Annotated in this window: 14 protein-coding genes; 1 reads left to right on the top strand and 13 read right to left on the bottom strand. The window is 40.6% G+C overall.

Annotation, left to right across the window (positions count from 1 at the left end):
• Window positions 1–48: 48 nt before the first annotated feature.
• The 10 genes from F0161_RS03860 to F0161_RS03815 form a co-directional block, all read right to left on the bottom strand.
• Window positions 49–2,091: a DUF2207 domain-containing protein gene (locus tag F0161_RS03860; RefSeq protein WP_190318906.1), complete on the bottom strand. Its 2,043-nt coding sequence runs from the start codon at window positions 2,089–2,091 to the stop codon at window positions 49–51.
• A gap of 86 nt (window positions 2,092–2,177) precedes the next feature.
• The gene (locus F0161_RS03855; RefSeq protein WP_150203765.1) at window positions 2,178–4,211 is read right to left on the bottom strand and encodes an alpha-glucosidase; all 2,034 of its coding nucleotides are present in this window, start codon (window positions 4,209–4,211) and stop codon (window positions 2,178–2,180) included.
• A 735-nt stretch (window positions 4,212–4,946) separates the two neighbouring features.
• Entirely contained in the window at window positions 4,947–5,993 is a 1,047-nt protein-coding gene (locus tag F0161_RS03850) for a diacylglycerol kinase (RefSeq protein WP_150203764.1), read from the bottom strand.
• 21 nt (window positions 5,994–6,014) lie between these two features.
• A complete protein-coding gene (gatB, locus tag F0161_RS03845; RefSeq protein ID WP_137601993.1) occupies window positions 6,015–7,442 on the bottom strand; it encodes an Asp-tRNA(Asn)/Glu-tRNA(Gln) amidotransferase subunit GatB in 1,428 nt (475 codons plus the stop codon).
• Complete coding sequence (gene gatA / locus F0161_RS03840; protein ID WP_150203763.1) at window positions 7,442–8,911, bottom strand: Asp-tRNA(Asn)/Glu-tRNA(Gln) amidotransferase subunit GatA; 1,470 nt, start codon at window positions 8,909–8,911, stop codon at window positions 7,442–7,444. Before gatA ends, gatB begins: the two co-directional genes overlap by 1 nt.
• Window positions 8,911–9,222 carry an Asp-tRNA(Asn)/Glu-tRNA(Gln) amidotransferase subunit GatC gene (gene gatC, locus F0161_RS03835; protein ID WP_137601991.1) on the bottom strand — a complete coding sequence of 104 codons (312 nt, stop codon included), beginning with the start codon at window positions 9,220–9,222 and terminating at the stop codon, window positions 8,911–8,913. The genes gatA and gatC overlap by 1 nt, the downstream gene beginning before the upstream one ends.
• Window positions 9,223–9,799: 577 nt before the next feature.
• Entirely contained in the window at window positions 9,800–10,933 is a 1,134-nt protein-coding gene (locus F0161_RS03830) for a CamS family sex pheromone protein (protein ID WP_390904533.1), read from the bottom strand.
• Complete coding sequence (ligA, locus tag F0161_RS03825; RefSeq protein WP_137601989.1) at window positions 10,924–12,960, bottom strand: NAD-dependent DNA ligase LigA; 2,037 nt, start codon at window positions 12,958–12,960, stop codon at window positions 10,924–10,926. The genes F0161_RS03830 and ligA overlap by 10 nt, the downstream gene beginning before the upstream one ends.
• Before the next feature lie 187 nt (window positions 12,961–13,147).
• On the bottom strand, window positions 13,148–15,367 hold the full coding sequence (gene pcrA / locus F0161_RS03820; RefSeq protein ID WP_150204626.1) for a DNA helicase PcrA: 2,220 nt from the start codon (window positions 15,365–15,367) through the stop codon (window positions 13,148–13,150).
• Window positions 15,368–15,530: 163 nt separating this feature from the next.
• Entirely contained in the window at window positions 15,531–16,292 is a 762-nt protein-coding gene (locus F0161_RS03815) for a sulfite exporter TauE/SafE family protein (RefSeq protein WP_225420295.1), read from the bottom strand.
• 95 nt (window positions 16,293–16,387) lie between these two features.
• On the opposite strand from F0161_RS03815, the gene F0161_RS03810 reads away from it, so the two are divergent.
• Complete coding sequence (locus F0161_RS03810; RefSeq protein ID WP_190318905.1) at window positions 16,388–17,338, top strand: LysR family transcriptional regulator; 951 nt, start codon at window positions 16,388–16,390, stop codon at window positions 17,336–17,338.
• Between the two features lie 9 nt (window positions 17,339–17,347).
• On the opposite strand, the gene F0161_RS03805 is transcribed toward F0161_RS03810, so the two are convergent.
• From F0161_RS03805 to F0161_RS03795, 3 genes are read right to left on the bottom strand one after another with little or no spacing between them, the layout of a single operon-like run.
• Window positions 17,348–18,469, bottom strand: a complete 1,122-nt coding sequence (locus tag F0161_RS03805; protein ID WP_150203760.1) for an ATP-grasp domain-containing protein — start codon at window positions 18,467–18,469, stop codon at window positions 17,348–17,350.
• A gap of 23 nt (window positions 18,470–18,492) precedes the next feature.
• Complete coding sequence (locus tag F0161_RS03800; protein ID WP_137601985.1) at window positions 18,493–19,071, bottom strand: xanthine phosphoribosyltransferase; 579 nt, start codon at window positions 19,069–19,071, stop codon at window positions 18,493–18,495.
• Between the two features lie 9 nt (window positions 19,072–19,080).
• Window positions 19,081–19,716, bottom strand: a complete 636-nt coding sequence (locus F0161_RS03795; RefSeq protein ID WP_150203759.1) for a glycoside hydrolase family 73 protein — start codon at window positions 19,714–19,716, stop codon at window positions 19,081–19,083.
• Between the last annotated feature and the right edge of the window lie 27 nt (window positions 19,717–19,743).

Raw genomic sequence — 19,743 nt, 5'->3', positions numbered from 1 at the left:
CTAGGATAGTATACAATGTTTGCCACCAAAAAGCGAGTAGAATCCGTGTTAAAATGCACCGCCACCGGAACCGCCGCCTCCACCGCCGGAGCCGCCACTTGATCCACTACTACCACTAGCAGTGAAGGCATTGCTGCCGGAGAAATAATTTGCATAAATCATTTGATTACCGATTGTGCTATCGACAACCGCCTCGCCATAGATTGATTTCAATTGACGCTGCACCCGTTTAGCTTCCTTCAACCCCACGGCATACACGAGTACTTCGCCCCAAAGCATCTGATCGGGTAAATCTGCTTGATCAAATCGATCCAAGTGATGCAGCATCGTCTTGAATTGTTTCAATTCAGTCCATTGTTGATAGCCATCTTCATTAAATGGCGTGTACTTATTTTTAAACGCACCCTTCACAATTAACATCAGAATTGCGTTGACGACAATGGCACCAAGTGCAACAAAGTTTCCCATTATCATAAAGCCAACATATCCCATGCAAAAGAAAAACATCACCCCAAAGCCATTCTTGTTAATTTCAATTGCGTGATATGATTGATTATCGATTTTGTTAGAAAAAAGTTTGGTTATTCCAACGGTCAAGATGGCCATAAACATCATAATTACAGCGACAATCACAATTAACAGCCAGGCTGACAAATTACCTAAGAGGAAAACGAGAATATCAAGCACGAGCCAAAAAAGCATCAAAATATTAAACCTGACTTGTAATTTGTCCAAACGATTCCTGGCCGTGACATAATCTGGATTGACAATCTTTAATCGTCTAATTTTTTCTAACATCCGCTGATTAAAGCTTGTCTGCTCGCCAACCATCGCCGAACTAACTTTAGATTCTTTAATGTCTTCAGTTGAGACCTGGTGACCATTCCCAATCAAATCAATTAGTCGTCTGACATACAGATCAATTTCTGCATCTGGCTCAGCTCTAATGACGAAATCTTTCTGTTTTTTTGCGCGTTTTGGATGTTTCAGCGGAACAATTTGTTCAATCTCAATTTGACCTGTTTGTTGTGCCTCCATCAGATACGTCGACAGGACATCATTTGTCATTCCACTACTGTTTTGGTCGTATGAATAAACCGCTGCAGCAAGCGTCGGTGTTAAGGTTGGTAAATCGAACCGGTGTGATTTTTCTAACGTTTTGTTGCGCCGTACTAGTGCACCGTTCTTGAGCCACGCTCTGATTGTTAGACCAACAAACACGATTGTCATCACAATTGCTATGACAACATCTGCATGTTTCAACATTGATCGCGTATTAGTACGTTGCGTTATTTGTTTTTCTACATCTAATGCTGATTTTAAACGTGCTTGATTTTTCGACGGTGCGGCAGCTAAGGCTTGTCGATTAAACAAAGTATGAATTTCAACAAAATTATTTACATTCGATGCCCTAGCTTTGATGACTCCATCATGAACCACCAACTTTTGAATAGGATCAGCCGATGAATGTTTCCAAGCGCGCACTGAACCTGACTGAGATGGTAATTTAACTGTGAGCTTCACCTGTTCAATCGGAACATCCCAATTGGAACCAATCATTTTCCAGTTAACTTCTCCAGTATCGGAATATTTTTTTGCCACACTAGATAAATAAAACTTGGCTTGCACGGTTAAATCTTTAGTCGTATCAGTTGGCCGGTAAATTTTGATTGTGTTCAACCCGTCACTATTTTTTTCATGACCATCCATATTTTTATTAAAGGTGAAAACATTTTGACTACCATTTTGGGCTGAGTAAACCAATTGATATGGCATCCAACCTTCTTGCTTAGTATAGGCGTCATTTGCGTTCCACTTGGTCTGATTTACTAACTCCGAAACGGCAACCTGTGACATTTGACCTAACCCAGCCGTATCCTGAACAATGTAAACTCCATTCTTAGGTTCATTAAAATGATATGTGACCCTTTCCGTCACTGCTGCTCCACCTGTTTTGTCCACCACGGCTGACATGTTAACTTCTTTAATCGTATAATCAGCGGCTTTAACTGACTGTATACCAAAGAAACTCACCATTAGCAAACTGATGAGCACGCAACCAACTATGCGCCAATTACCCCAATTTTTCATCACTATCCTCCCAAGATATCTAATCATATTATACAAAATAAGTTACAAGAATACTGTAGATTCTTGCAACTTTATTTTTAATGATTTTAATAATTTGAGTATTTTTGGTTGGTAATTTCAGTAAACAAGGTTCTAAATTCAGATTTTTTTCGATAAAAGACTGGAATCTCACCTAAAGGTGCCGCAACCGTATGATGGCCACCGTGAAATTCTTGGCCACTCCACAAATGAATCCACTCATCGTCAGGTAAATAGACATCCCAGTCTGTTTGAGTTTCTTGATAAACGGGTACCACCAACATATCTGAACCAAATAAATATTCATACTGGATGTCATAAGCGACGGAATCATTTTCGTACTCGAGGAATAATGGTCGTTGCACTGGTAGTCCATATTCATTATTTTCAGCGACTAATGTCCGTCGGTAAGGTGCCAACCTCTGAAAAACGTCAGTAAATTTTGCTAAATACTGAATCGCATCGTCATCGTCCCAAACTTGGAAATTTTCAGCGGGACGATTTCCTTCATGGGACCGCATCAGTGACGTAAAAGCACTCATTTCCGCCCACCGCATGAATAATTCTTTTGAACGAACGTTACCGTGCATACTGGTATATCCACCAATGTCACTGTGTGTTAAACCCATCCCGGTCATGCCGACTGACAGTGCCGCAGGGATTGTGGAAGCAATCCCATCATCGAGACTCCAATTGACACTTTGATCCCCCGCCCATAGCATTGGACAATATCGTTGGCTTCCGGTAGCACCAGCGCGCATGAAATACACAATTTGACCTGTTTTACCAGCTTCAGCCACGGCATCGTGATTACATTTGGCCCACAAAGCTGGCCATTCATTATGTCGAATCATTGGGTCGGAACCGTCAAACAAGACGACATCAGTTGGCAAATACTCGCCAAAATCGGCCATCCAGCCATCACAGCCGAAGTCAATTAGGTTAGTTTTGATTAACTCTTTGAACCAATCAAACGCAGCTGGATTAGTAAAATCAACCACCCCACAGTTGAACTCACCAAAGTCAACAAGATAAATACTGCCGTCAGAGTTTTTGGCAAAATACCCATTTTTTGCAGCGGCTGCATACAGGGCACTGGTATCAACTAAATACGGATTGATATATGACAAAAAGCGGATGCCCTCATCTTTCCATTCGTGAATTTTAGTATCCAGCCCCGGATAAAGTGCTGGATTCCACTCCCAATTCCAGAAGTTCCGTTTGCCAAAACTAGTTTGTCGAGTACCCTCCCAATCTTGACAAAACACGCCCGCAATTTTAACACCCGCAGCTCTAAGTTTATCGACGGTGTCATACGTTCGTTGCGTTCCACCTTGGATACCAAGTAACAAACCTTCATCAGTCCAATTGGGTAGGATTGGTTGATGGCCTAATAAATTAGTTAACTTACCCAGTAATTGATTATACGTGTCGGCCGTTTCAAAGACGATGGACTCCGGGATGCCCCAATACTGTAGTTCATGAAATTCAGGATTACGAAAATCAAAATCAACATAGACAAATGAATTTGTATGACAGTAATATTTTTGTGTTGAAATGAAAGTTGGTTCTGGAAAATTTGTTGTGTAATAATCTCCGCCCGCATTATCCTGGGTGTCTGCCTTGAAGGTGGTTAACGTACTTTTATTCCGACCAATACCTGGCTCTGAAGTCCACAACGGAAAGTGATTTCCACGTAGATTGAAGTATGACAGCTGTTCACCACAACCATAAATCTTTTCCTGTGCGGTCGCTGGTAACCGTAACCATAGCCGATTATACGTTTTATCCTTAGAAATCAACTTCAAAACTAAACGTCCAAACTTGTCTAGTTCAGTACGAATTTGTAGTAATTGAGTTTGGCCATTGGAACTCAGATTAAAAGTAATTGCCTCGTTAGTTTCTGCTATTTCAAAATGATTTAATGGTACCCGGCTTTCCACATAATCTTGAATATCAAAATTGCCACGATACATTTTAACTTGCTCCGTCCCACGTCCAATAAATGCAAACGTCTTATCAGATGCATAACTGAGAATTGGTCGATCATTATAAAAGATTGTTTGATTTTTAAAGATGAGTGAATTGCCATTTTTTTCCATTTGTAATCTCCATTTCCGAATATTTAATTGTCTCTTATTTTGCCCGAAAAAATTGAACAATCTTTATCTTTTTCGCAAAGATTCGTGGATAAATTAAAAATAAAAAGAGCAATCATCAAAATGATTACTCTTGAAAAAAATGTCTCAATTTATTGACGCTTCAAAACCTAAAAAATAACCGCCCAAAGGCGGTTATCAAGGTTGAATGGTACTGTAGATAGTTGGAGGGTGTCGCATCACCCTCCTTACATAGAACAATATAAGCCAATTACTCAGAAACTCAAATCAAATAATTTAACGCTAAATCACATCTTTTTACGTATTTATACTATGTACAGTTAATTGCTTAAGTAAATAACTGTACCCTATCGTTCGGAACCATTCAAAGTGCCTCGCACACGCCATAGATAGGAGGTGGACTTTGAATGAAGATGAGGAAAGGTGCCATTTTGAATACAATCCTTGTATTCATTGGAGCAATTAACGCTCTTTATGATCTAATGCAGATTATACAGATGTTCATTGATGCTTCAAAACCTAAAAAATAACCGCCCAAAGGCGGTTATCAAGGTTGAATGGTGCTGTAAGATAGGTGGAGGGTGTACAAGACCCTCCTTACATAGAATAATATAACGCCAATTACTCTGAAACTCAAGCGAAATAAATTAACATCAAAACGAAAAAATTGCGTATAAAAAACCAGATTTTTAGATCTGGTTTTTAACGATTCTATGATTATTTATTAACGGTTGCATCAGTTGGTTCAGGATGGTCAGCTGCCTTTACCTCATCTTCAGTAATTTGTTCAACTCCAGCAAGGAATTTTTCTTCAGCTTCTTGTAATTCAGCAGACATTTCTTCGGCAGTTAATGAAGGAATTTCATCCAAATTAGCTACGGTTCGAATATGACGTGCCAAATTTTCAAACTTCATTGGCGCATCCCCACCATATTCACCATCCAAGTTAATCATCATTCGATTACTAATTGGCTTAGCTGTAACAGTGGAAGTTTTCCGATAAATAATTCGTGGATCATCGACATGACGACCACCGTTCAAGACTTTAGTCATCAATTGCATAATTTCGACCACGTTAGCGGTTTTGACGATAATCATCGTAAACTTACCATCATCCAATGAGGCATCCGGCACAATTTGTTCAAATCCACCGACGGAATTAGTCAACGCCAGGAAGAACATTGAAGCGTTACCGCGATATTCACCGCCATCAAACTTAATATCCATTTCGATTGGTTTAATTCGGGGCAATAATTCTGCTCCCTTAACAATATAAGCCAAGTATCCAAACAGTGATTTAGTTTGAGACGGCACATCATAAGTTAACTCAGTCAATAATCCACCAGCAGCAATGTTGATAAAGTATTTCTTACCCGCACGACCGATATCCATCTTCAAGGTTTTATTCTTCAAGATAACTTTGGCGGCACCAACTGGATCGTCACGTGGAATTCCCAGCGCACGTGCATAATCATTGGTTGTTCCGGCAGGAATAATAGCCATCATTGGACGTCGGCGTAAGCCGGCGATTCCATTAACAACTTCATTAATCGTGCCGTCACCACCGGCAGCTACGATTAAATCAAATCCATCTTTAGCTGCCCTTCTAGCTTCAGCTTCAGTTGAATCTGGTGCTGGAACGGTTGCGTACGCGCTTGTTTCATAACCCGCCTGTTCGTAGGTTGCTAAAATCTCGACGAGATCGCCGGTTAACGCTCCACGACCAGAAGTTGGGTTATAAATTACACGAGCTCTTTTTGTCATAATTGGTCCCACCCTTATGGTTTATAGTGCTTGTAGAGACTTCATCAAAAGTTGGTTCACAACTTGTGGATTAGCTTGACCCTTAGTTTGCTTCATAATTTGGCCCACTAGGAAACCAACCGCACGATCTTTACCATTCTTAAAGTCAGTTACAGATTGTTCATTATTTGCTAAGATTTCATCGATGATTGGTTGTAATTGAGCTGGATCTGACAATTGGACTAAGCCATGTGCCTTCACATATTCAGCTGGATTTTCACCGGCCACGATTCCCTTGAAGACCTTTTTAGCCATCTTCGATGAAATTGTACCATCATCAATTAATTTAATCATGCCTGACAAGTTAGCTGGTGTTAACTTAGTGGCAGCCAAATCAACTTGTTCATCATTCAGATAAGCATTAACGTCACCTTGAAGGTAGTTAGATGCTAATTTAGCATCAGCTCCATCAGCGACTGTTGCTTCAAAGAAGTCTGACATTTCTTTAGTTTGGGTTAAGACCATCGCATCATATTCAGTCAAACCTAATTCGTTCACATAACGATCACGACGATTATTAGGCATTTGTGGCATGGTGTCGCCGATTTCTTTGACCCAGTCTTCACTGATTTCCAATGAAGGTAAATCTGGTTCTGGGAAGTAACGATAATCGTCGGAACCTTCTTTGACACGCATCAAGATGGTTTGGCCAGTTGTTTCATCGTAACGACGAGTTTCTTGACCAATCTCGCCACCAGACATCAACACTCGTTGTTGACGTTGTTCTTCAAACAACAAACCCTTACGCACATAGTTGAATGAGTTCAAGTTCTTCAATTCAGTCTTGGTACCGTACTTATCAGAACCAACTGGACGAATTGAAATATTAACGTCAACCCGCATTGAACCTTCTTCCATCTTCACGTCAGAAATACCAGTAAACTGGATTCGTTCACGCAAAGCTTCCAGATAAGCATAGGCTTCATCAGGTGAAGAAATATCAGGTTTTGAAACAATTTCAATCAAAGGAGTTCCTTGACGGTTTAAATCCACATATGAATAACCATTAGGGCTATGAGTATTTTTACCGGCATCTTCTTCAATATGCATTTCAGCAATCCCGATTTTTTTCTTTTCGCCGTCGACATCAATTTCAACCCAACCATCATGGCCCAGTGGACTCACCGATTGCGAAATTTGATAAGCTTTAGGATTATCAGGATAAAAGTAGTTCTTCCGGTCAAAATGTTGATGTGGTTCGATTTCGGCATGTAAGGCTAATGCAGCACGAATACCATTTTCGACAACACCCTTGTTAGTTGATGGTAAAACTCCAGGGTAACCCCAATCAATAACATTAGTGTTGGCGTTTGGTTCTGAACCGAATTGTACTGGTGAAGGACTGAAAATTTTAGAATTCGTCTTCATTTCAACATGGACTTCAAGTCCAATCGTTGTTTCAAAATTCATTAGTTTTGTCCTCCTATATTAGGTTGTGCTTTGTGGAAATCTGTTGATTGTTCAAAAGTATAAGCGGCCTTATACATTGTTTCTTCATCAAATGGCTTACCAATAATTTGTAAACCAACTGGCATCCCGTCAGCTAATCCGGCAGGAATTGACATGCCGGGTAGGCCGGCCATGTTAACAGGTACCGTCAAGACGTCATTCATGTACATCGTCTTTGGATCAGCAATGTTTGAACCAATCTTGTAAGCAACAGTTGGTCCAGCAGGTCCCATCACAACGTCATGATCTTTAAAGACATTTTCAAAGTCTTGACGGATTAAGGCCCGAATTTGACTCGCTTTGTTGAAGTAAGCATCATAGAAACCAGCTGATAATGAGAAGGTTCCTAACATAATCCGACGTTTAACTTCATCCCCAAAGCCTTCCGAACGTGACTTCACATAAACATCTTCCAAATCTTGCACGTCAGTCGCACGAACCCCGTAACGAATACCATCGAAACGTTGTAAATTAGATGAAGCTTCAGATGAGGAAATGATATAGTAAGCAGCCACGCCATATTGAGTATGTGGTAAGGAAACTTCATCCACAATGGCACCCAATGATTCATAGTGCTTCAAGGCAGCCTTGATAACTTCTTTAACTTTTTCATCGACCCCTTCGCCAAGATATTCCTTTGGCACAGCGATTCGAAGACCATTAACGTTAGTGTCGTCATTTAATTGAGCACCAAAGTCAGGAACATCACGAGTTGAGGAAGTCAAATCATGATCATCGTGTCCGCTGATTAAAGAAGTCAGCAGTGCATTATCTTTCACGCTAGTGGTTAACCAACCGACTTGGTCTAAACTTGAACCAAAGGCGATGATTCCCCAACGTGATACACGACCATAAGTAGGCTTCATCCCTACGACACCGTTATATGAAGCTGGAAGGCGAATTGAGCCCCCAGTATCAGTTCCTAGCGCAGCAAGTACTTCACCGGCGGCAACTGAAGCGGCTGATCCACCAGAAGAACCACCAGGTACACGGGTTAGATCCCATGCATTGTGGGTTACCTGGTAAGCTGAGTTTTCGGTAGAACCACCCATGGCGAATTCATCCAAGTTCAATTTACCAGCATTAATAAAGTTTTGTGCTTTGAGTTTTTCAATCACGGTTGCATCATAAATTGGCTTGAAGTTATCCAAGATTTTTGACGCAGCAGTCGTGCGAATGTCTTTGGTAACAATGTTATCTTTGACACCCAAAGGAATACCGGCAACCAATTGGTCAGCGGCAATCCCTTTTTCATCTAATGCAGCAGCTTCTGCCAACGCATTTTCTTCATTCAAAGTTAAGAACGCTTCGATTTGATCATCTTTAGCTTTGATGTTGTCATAGGTTGCTTTCGTCAATTCAGTTGCACTGATTTTCTTGTTAACCAAGTCATCATGCAATTGAGTTAAATCAGTTTCATAAAAATTCATTACTCAGCATCCCCACTTTCATCGATAATTGCAGGAACTTTGATGTAACCATCTTCTGCATCTGGTGCATTTTTTAAGAGTGCGTCTCTTTGGTGACTATTAACTGCGACGTCTTCACGCATCACGTTGACACGATCAGTTGCTGATGTCATTGGTTCTACACCAGTGGTATCCACTTTTTCGAGTGTTTCAAACAAGTCGATAATACTTTCTAGTTGTGGAGTGAACTCAGAAAGTTCTTCATCAGTAAATTTCAATTTTGCCAATGAAGCGACGTGTTGCACTTGTTGCTCATCAATTTGACTTGCCATTTTATTATCCTCTTTTCAAATTGTTCATACCGTAATATTGTACCATATCGCAGAATTTTTTTAAGTTATCTTACCTAGTTTTTTGAAAAAAAGCCATGCGATTTTCATGATTTATATAGGATTTTACCTGGCAACGGATACACTGGAAAAATGATAATTTGGATTTTGAAATATGTTTTATATTAATTACCGAATTGAATCGAACTCTAGGTTTTTGAAACATGCTATTCAATTCAATCACCTCCGGTTAATCCATAAAATTCTTCATCTAACTTCTGATGAATTCATTTTATTTATTAATCCTCGTTGATTACCGAATTGGACCGCAATCTAACTTTTGAAACGTGTTCGCTCAGCCAGACCACTCACCTAACCAAAAATAACACCTATGATTCAAAAAACAAATCATAGGTGTTATTTTCAGTTAGAAGCTATAAATATTATATTTTTTTGAAACGTGCTCGCTCAATCAATACCGTCACCTAACTCAAAAATGGCCATTCAAGCAAACCCACTTGGACGACCATTTTTATGTTAGAAGCTCCGGTATTCCCGATTGAGCTCGCACTCTTCAATTTTAATAACTATCAAACACATGCGTTGTAAACTTACTATCGCCCGAATCACGGAAGGCAATTGCTTGTAAGTCAGTCGCAGATTGAATCTTAATATCAATTGGGATTCCCTTTTGTAGATACTTGTTAGCGGCTTGCGCAATGTATTGAGTGAAACTGGTAATTTCAGTTTGACTGTAGAATTGCGTTGTAACGGTGATATGCATCCCCGATAAGCTACCATCAGTATATTGTGCTTGAGCGGTTACACCACTCAAGTTAGGGAAGAAGCCTTGAATTTGGCTCTTAAAATTAGAGAACGTATCGTTATCATCTTGATCATCACTACTACTGCTAGTTGATGATGCCTTAGGATAAACTTTATTCTTCACATTCATTTGTTTCCAACTACTAATCGTTGAACCACTATTTGAAGTGTATTCAAAGAAGGTTCCACCGACCAAGCTATCATTAGCGGCTTGCTTGTAAAGCGCAATCGTAATCGGCACGTCTTTTAAGGCACTCTTTTTACGCAAACGTTTCAAAACTGTTTGAGCAGCTTTTTCACCATAGTCCTTCATTTCTGAATCACTAATATTTTGCTTATAAGTTGGACCATCAGTCGTCTTTTGGTAGTAATCAATCGAATTCAAACCAATTCCGACGGTAATTCCATGTAATTTCAAGGAACTACCACTTTGACTCATAAAGTCTTGTTCTTCAATTTGTTGGATATAGATTGGATTACGAGTACCATTGGTTTTACCTTTAACAGGATTCAAACCAGACGCATTACTGCTCGACTTACGAGACAGCCAGTTTTCAATTGTACTTGTTGAAAGGTATTGCCCTTCTTCAAAGACGTACGATTTGGTCGAGTAAACTTTCTTAGAAACATTGAGTAAGCCAGTTTCAAAACTCTTCAAGTTAAAGAGGTTATCGTTTTGACTGACATTGACCCCACGAGACTTACTGACTTGATATTTACCATTTTTGATAACGCCTTGATAAGTACCACTTTCGGCCTTTCCAGTTGTGGAATAGCTCGACGACTTACTGCTACTTGAACTTGAGCTGCCAAAACTACATGACGCTAAAATCAATGTAACTGATAAGCTCGCGACTATGGCAATTGCCTTTTTAAATTTCAATTCGATGAATCCTCCTTCATGGCCGTTTCAAAACGTTGCTCGTTCCATATCTCAATGCCTAAATCTTGTGCTTTTGCTAATTTACTACCAGCATCAGCGCCAGCAATGAGTAAATCGGTTTTTTTCGAAACACTGCCAACCACATTGGCACCGTGTGCTTCCAGCCACTCTTTCGCATCATTGCGTGTGAATGCCTCTAGCTTACCTGTCAGGACAACTTTTTGTCCAGTCCATTCGCTATCAACAATTACATCCGTTGCCCCGAGATAATCTGTATTAACCCCGGCGGTTTGTAATTCATTCACTAATTGTTTAACTTGATCATTATCAAAATAGGTCACGACGCTATCGCCGATTGTTGGTCCAATCGATTCCACTTCACTAATTGCTTCGCTAGAAGCCGTCATGAGTGTCTCAATCGAGGTAAAATGAGTTGCGATAATTTTGGCAGCTTTCGCACCAACATGGCGAATCCCTAACCCAAATAATAAACGTTCTAATGAATTATGCCGACTTGTGTCGATGGCTGTCAATAGGTTATCGGCGGATTTCTCCCCAAATTTATCTAAAGTTAATAATTGATCCTTAGTCAGCCGATATAAACCGGCCACATCATCAATCATTTTGAGTTCAAATAACTGCTCAACGATTCGAGGGCCAAGGCCGTCAATGTTCATCGCGTTCCGGGAAGCAAAATGAGCCAAGCCTTCCTTAATTTGCGCTGGACACATCGGATTGATACACCGTAAAGCCACTTCTCCGTCTAAATGAACCAGTTGTGAATCACATTCTGGACATCTAGTAGGGATTTCGTAGGCGACGCTATCTGATAACCGTTTTGCGAGGTTAACATGAGAAATTTCTGGGATAATATCGCCCGCTTTATGCAAGTAGACGGTATCGCCAATGCGAACGTCTTTTTCAATTAAATAATCCGGGTTATGCAGGGAAGCCCGTGAGACGGTTGTTCCAGCTAATTGCACTGGATCCATGACCGCTGTCGGTGTCACTGTACCAGTTCGGCCCACAGTCCATTCAATTTCACGCAGAATGGTTTGTTCCTCTTCTGGTGGAAATTTATAGGCAATTTCCCAGCGCGGTACCTTAACGGTATTCCCTAGTTCAGCTTGTAAATGTAAGTCATTGACCTTTTCCACAATCCCATCAATGCCAAATTCAAGCGAGTTCCGTTGCTCAGTGAACTTATCAATGTAATCATGAATTTCAGCTGGTGTAGTCACTTTTTGATAATTTTCATTAATTGAGAAGCCTAATTCTTTGAGTCGTTCCAAGGCAGCACTTTGAGTATCAACTCCAAGTACCTCAAATTCAGGAACGTAATAAGCAAATACGCTCAACTCACGCTCCGCCGTCACTTTGGCATCTAATTGACGTAAGCTACCTGCAGCGGCATTCCGTGGATTGGCAAAAACTGCCTCGCCATCAGCTTCTCGTTGTAAATTTAACTTGGCGAACGCTTCTTTTGGCATATAACATTCACCACGAACCTCAACCGATAATGGTTCACTGAGCTGTTGGGGGACTGATTTGATCATTTTTAAATTTTTAGTGATGTCTTCGCCGATGGTTCCGTTGCCCCGAGTTGATCCTTGAACAAACTTTCCGTTTTCATAGACCATCGAGACGGCGAGTCCATCAATTTTTAATTCCAAATTAAATTCTAGATTATCTTTTGTATTTTTATAAACTCGGTCGTTAAATTCCATTAATTCTTCAACGGAGAATACATCCCCCATCGACAACATTGGAATTTCATGGACCACCTTGTCTAAGTTGCTATCCGGTGCTCCACCGACCTGTTGTGTTGGTGAATCGGCAGTGACTAATTCTGGAAATTTAGTTTCCAACGCCACTAATCTAGCATACGTTTGATCATAGATAAAATCTTCAACAGAGGGTTGATCTTGTTCATAATACTCAACTCCCCATTGCACAATTTTAGCTTTAATCTCATTAATTTCACTAGTCGCTTCTGCCAGTGTCAGCTGTTCAATTGGTTTTAATTCATCCATTCAATTCACCTTTGTTACTGAATTATATTCGCGATTGGTTCGGTTTGTTTGTCGAAAAACAAGTGTGCCAGCTATGTTCCAATGTACTGCCTTTTACGCCTAATAATGAATCACTCGCACTACCCAAAAACGGTAATGTGAGTAATTCTAGATTAGTGCTCAAGACCAATGCGTGAATGGTCTCACACTATCCTTTTTCTATCGGTGCAAAGCTAGCTAAGAGGCGTTTGATACCTTGAGCTGGGAAGGCAATATCAAGTTCCATATCGTCGCCTTCTCCATTGATTTTAACAACTGTCCCTTGACCCCACTTTTTGTGGTTGACTTTATCGCCAGTCTTCCAAGCCACTTTGTCAGCGCCTGTGCCATTAAATGACACCACTTTAGACGAAGTGGTGTCGGCGTGATAGGTTGTTGCAGTTGCATTGCGTTGTGCGAATGGCACTTGACGCGCACCAGATGCGCCTCCACCAACATTCACGTTTTCATTTTTAATTAAATCAGCATCGATTTCATCAATGAAGCGTGAAGCTTGATTATTTTGGTGACGGCCGTACAGCATCCGTGAATAAGCATTGGTTAAATACAGTTTCGTCTTCGCACGAGTAATTCCGACGTAAGCGAGACGACGTTCTTCTTCCAATTCATCATCTTCCATAATGGCCCGAGATAATGGAAAAATGCCTTCTTCCAAGCCCATCAAAAAGACGACTGGAAATTCAAGTCCCTTAGCGGCATGCAAAGTCATTAAGGTCACAGCCGGTGCTGATTCATCGACATCATCTTGCGCAGAAACTAATTGTAAATCAGCTAAAAAGTTAATTAAATTATCTGATTTATTTTCAACTTCATCATCAGGATGAGCTTTATCATATTCTTGAGTAACAGACATGAATTCATCCAAGTTTTCAATCCGAGATTGATTTTCAAGGGTGGGATTAGCCGCTAAAGCAGCGGTGTAACCCGTCTTTTTCAAGATTTGTTCCGTCAGTTCAGTAATAGATAGGAACTCAGTCATTTTTTGGAGGTCGGTCATAATCCGGCCAAAGTCATCGAGTGAATTACGCGCCCGAGTTGAAAGGCCATTGTTTAACAAGACATTTTGAGAAGCTTCTAACATGGACCATCCGTTGTCACCGGCAAATAAGCGCAATTTTTCAATGCTGCTAGCACCGATACCACGTTTGGGTTCGTTGACTACCCGCTCAAAGCTCATTGAGTCAGCAGGATTAACCATTAAGGTTAAATATGCAAGCACATCACGGATTTCTTTCCGGTCGTAGAACTTATGTCCACCAACCATTGTGTATGGAACATTGGCTTTAAGGAAGGTTTCTTCAATTACACGTGATTGGGCGTTAGTCCGGTAGAGAATCGCAAAATCATTGTAATTTTGGTGGTTATCTTTGATACCTTCTTGAATTTTTGAGACCACAAAATGAGACTCGTCATTTTCTGACTGGCCACGATAATAAGATATTTTTTCACCCTTGCCATTGTCAGTCCACAAGTCTTTTTCACGGCGAATCGTGTTGTTTTGAATGACCTCATTTGCGGCATCCAAAATGGTTTGAGTTGAACGATAGTTTTGATTTAAGAGCACAGTTTTAGCGTCTGGATAATCTTTTTCAAAGTTCAAGATATTTTCCATATTGGCACCACGCCAACCGTAAATACTCTGATCAGCATCCCCAACTACACAGAGATTTCTGAATTGTTGCGCCAACATGTTAACCAGCTTGTATTGAGCATCATTGGTATCTTGGTATTCATCCACATGGATATAGTGGAATTTGTTTTGGTAGAACGCCAACGTTTCTGGATTTAGTTCAAACAATTCAATCGTGAGCATAATCAAATCGTCAAAGTCGACGGCTTGGTTCGCCCGTAATTCACGTTGGTAATTTTTGTAGACGTTCGCCACAATGTTTTCAAAGGGTGAAGCAGCGTCTTTTTCATATTCAGCTGGGGTTTTCAAAGCATTCTTTGCGTTGGAAATTTCTGAGCCAATTGCGCGAGGATCAAACTTTTTAGTATCAATATTTAAATCCGCACAGACTCGTTTGATTAACGTCCGTTGTTCACTGGTGGCCGCAATCGTAAAGGCACGGTTATAACCAATTTGTTCAATGTCTCGGCGTAAAATTCGGACGCACAATGCATGGAACGTTGAAACCCAAACATCACGCGCACCTTCAGGTAATAATTTACCAACCCGGTCACGCATTTCTTTAGCTGCCTTGTTGGTAAAGGTAATCGCTAAAATATTCCATGGATTAACATCTTTTTCTTCAATTAAATACGCAATCCGGTGGGTCAGCACCCGCGTTTTGCCAGATCCGGCACCAGCCATGACGAGTAATGGTCCTTCAGTTGCCAAAACCGCTTCAGACTGCCGGTCATTCATTCCTTTTATTAATGGTAAATTTGCCACTTGTATGTCAATCCCCTCTAAATTCAATCATTAAATATTATACCAAATTTATGCATGTAATGGCACTGCTCAGTCCACGAAAAAATGGTGACATCCGCTGAAAAGCAGACTCACCATTGATTAAACCGTTTATTAACTATTTAATAAAATCAAAAATTAATTTAACAAAGAAAATCACCAACACCACCAAAATAATTGGTTTGGCAATCTTCGCACCGCCACGTTTGAAATAAACGGCCCCGAGATAATTACCGGCAATCCCAAACAATCCGGCGGTTAAACCTAAGACGAGCAATACTTTGCCACTGAACAAGAACACTGAGAGCGCCGTCACGTTAGTCGTCAGGTTAATCACTTTCGTCGTCCCCGCGGCTAAATTAATTGGCAGATGTGCAATACCTGTCAAACACAGTAACAAAAAGGTCCCTGTTCCCGGACCGTAAAAGCCGTCATAAATGCCTAGCGTAAATGCAATCACCACCGACGTCCATACTTGCTTACTCACCACGTCTTCGGAGAACGAATTTGCTTTGAGCGCTTTCTTGTTAAAGACCAGGTACAAGGCGGTCAACGGCAATACCACCAGTAAGATAATCCGAAAATAATAATCGGAAATATGTAACGCAATTCTTGCCCCAGAAAATGATCCAAGTAAAGCTGCCAAAATTGTCACCACTGACAACTTCAATTTCATGTAACCACTCCGTGCAAACTGCAAGGTCGAAACCGTCGTTCCCATCGCTGACGATAGTTTGTTAGTGCCAATTGCAAAATGCACCGGCATCCCCGTCATCACGTACGCCGGCAGCGAAATTAGGCCACCACCACCCGCGATGGAATCGACAAAACCACCCAAAAATACCAACGGACACACAATCAAAAATGTAATCAATCCCATCACTCTCCAAAAAAATATTGTCCTTAGCATAGCATTTCATTAGTATAAATCATATTATATATTATGAGTCATAAATAATATTTATGGAGGCCAGTATGTTTACCATTAGTGATTATATTTTAACGATTGTTGAGCAAGGGACTTTTTCAAACGCTGCCAAGCAGTTACATATTTCACAGCCGGCATTGAGCATCGCCGTCAAAAAGCTCGAAACTGAATTGGGTTATCAACTATTTGAACGCACCAATAATCCGCTAACGCTCACGGCGGTAGGCGAAATCTATGTCGCCAAAGCGCAACAAGTTCAAACCTTACAAGAAGAACTCCAAGATGACCTCGACAATTTAAAACATAATGTCGTCGGCACTCTCAAGTTAGGTGGCGCCTTTATTTCAGTCAATTATTTATTGCCACCTCTACTGAAACAATTTCACACTGAATATCCCCAGGTTCATCTCGACTTACAAGAAGCTCCCTTCCCTGAATTGCCCAGCTTGTTAATTCAAAATAAATTAGACTTAGCGGTTGATACGGACTGGTTTTTAAATCCCAATATTGAAACAGTCCAGCTCTTTGAAAATCATATATTATTGGCGGTGGCCGATGAATTAATGCCAGCTCAGCTGGTCAATCGTAGTGGCTATCGCAGCAACGATATTGCCAATGGTTTACACCTAACTGATCAACGCCCAAAAATTAACTTAGCCGAACTCACCGAATTACCGTTTATCCTAATGACGCCGTCTAATGAAATCTATCAACGCACCAAATCGTACTTTGCTGAGGCTAACTTTTCACCCATTTCACCATTGACCGTTAATCAACAAGTAAGTAGCTTTGAATTTGCTAAACAGTATTGGGGCGCCGCCTTTATTACGGATACGTTGGTTCAATCCAGTCCGACGGTCCATGATTTACATTTCTACCGGATTGATAGTCCTGAGCAACCACGATTCGTCGCCATTTCATATCACAAACAACAATATATTTCGCGGGCCAAACAGGCATTTATCGACTTTGCAACCAATTATTTTATGGCCAAATAAAAAAGAATCCTATTCGGATTCTTTTTTCTCACTCCACATTTCGGTATTATCCAGTTGCATTTCGATTTTATCAACGGATTCACCAGTCGCAATAATGTGGCCAATTTTTGATTTAATGGGTTCGGGGTAACCGTAGTAGTACCAGTTGTCTTTCAACACCCACTGCGTTTGTAATTCAGGTAATTGACTTTGTTCAAAAGTTTTTAAAACAGCCTGTTGAATGACTTTGACATCTTTCAAAGGTGCGCCGGCAATCGCCGTGATAAATTGGGTATATTGATCAACATTAGTGACTGTATCAAATAAATCTGCTTGAACGCAGATACCCGGCTTAATCCCTTTCAAATACAATGCATTCGTATCAGTCAAATAAAACTCGATTTCAATGCTGCCATAGCCATCAATCCCGCTTGCCGTTTCATTACCAATTCGTAGCATCTCATCAACAACGGGTTGACTTAGTTTCGCCAATTTGGCCGAAATCAATTGGGTGCCCTCAATTTGTTTTTCAATAATTGGGAACGACCGATCAATTTGTCCTTTAGCAATGATTAATGAAAACTCACGCACATGCGGAATGTAAGATTCCAACACAAACGTCCCGGTGTCAATGAAATCCGCAGCCTTGGCAACATCTGAGGACCGACTAATCAGTAATGAATCGTTGTCCCGAACCCGTTGAATTGGCCGAATCACCGCCGGATAACCAATGGAATCAATTGATGAATAGACATCATCTAAGCCTAAAATCGTGACATAGGGAGCAATATTAACATTAATTTGGTCAAAAAATGCCCGTCCTAATAAACGATCTTGAATGATTTCGAGCGCATTTTGGCCCTGAGGAACCGTCGTAAACTGACTGATATATTCAATCACTGACGAATTAATCATATCGTCGACATACGCGACAAAATCACATTCTTCCGCAAAATGCTTCAACTGATCCTTATCGTTATTTGCACCGATAATCATAAAATCCGCCTGTTGTAGTGCATCATCCGACGGCGATGGCCCGTATGCTCCAACCTTGTATCCCATTACTTTTGCCACCATCACTAGCCGCAAAGCTGAATATCCTCCACCCATAACTCCTAATATTTGTCCTGGATAAAATGGTTGATTGCTCATTGTTAACACCTCATCAATTTATTTTACTGCTCATCCATAAAGGTTACTTTGCCATCAGCCAACGACTTGATTCTGGCTAATGATTCTAAATGAATGCCTTGTGCCTTAATTTTATCGGCACCGGGTTGGAAACTTTTTTCAATCACAATTCCGACCCCTGCTACTTCAATACCTGCTTGCTTGGCAATATCAATTAGTCCGAAGACAGCTTGACCATTGGCTAAAAAATCATCAATAATCAGCACTTTGTCGTCAGCATTAATATACTTTTGAGAAACCGTAATTTGGTTTTCAGTTTGTTTGGTAAATGAATAGACTGAAGAAGAATACAAATCGTCGGTCAACGTCAGGCTTTTTTGCTTACGTGCGAAGATAACCGGCACATGCATTTGTAACCCCGTCATAATAGCCGGCGCAATCCCAGAAGATTCGACTGTCAAAATTTTGGTAATTCCTTGGTTTTGGAATAAGTGGGCAAATTCCTGACCCATTTCAAACATTAAGTCTGGATCCATTTGATGATTTAAAAATTGGTCAACTTTCAAAACATCCCCAGATAAAACAACCCCGTCTTGTTTAATGCGTTCTTCTAATGCCTTCATTATAATCCCCTAACTGTCATATTGATCTAGTTTGTATTTCTGAATAATTGATATTAACTTGCTTGCGTACGTTGGATCAGTTGCATAGCCCGCATTTTGCAAAGCTTGTGCAGCATCTTGATAACTAGTTGCGGCAATTACTTGCGCATACTGTTGACTGTTGTAAGTCGTACCATTAACCATCAATAAGGCATGATCATCAATTGAAGCATTCCAACTGGCATATACTTGAAACCGACCATTAATCGTAATCCACTCGCCGTTGACATATTCTTGCGTGCGTAAAACCTTACTATTGTTTGGATCATCACTTTTGACACCGAATAAATTGTAGTATTTGGCGGCAAGCGTACTTTTACCCCAGTTAGATTCCAAAATAGCTTGAGCAATCGTAATTGAAGCATAGACATGATGTTGCTTCATCATCGCCTGCGCTTCTGGTTTGACTGACGCAATAAACTGTTCTTTTGCAGATGGCATCTTTGCACGAGCTTCTTGTTCCACCCGAATTTGGTGAAGTTCATAAACTCCATAACCTACCAAGAAAAATGCCAGCAACAAAACGAATAAGTTTTTCCACTTTAAATGGCCACGATTAAATAAAAAATTGGTCGGACGGTACTTTTTTCGTCTTCGTTTGGCCACCCAGTTTCACCTCTACATCAAATCTTC

Origin of the sequence: Paucilactobacillus nenjiangensis (assembly GCF_008632615.1) — a bacterium.
Classification (GTDB): Bacteria; Bacillota; Bacilli; order Lactobacillales; family Lactobacillaceae; genus Paucilactobacillus; species Paucilactobacillus nenjiangensis.
Note: the sequence above shows the minus strand (reverse complement) of the source record. Positions and strands in the feature narration are given on the sequence as shown.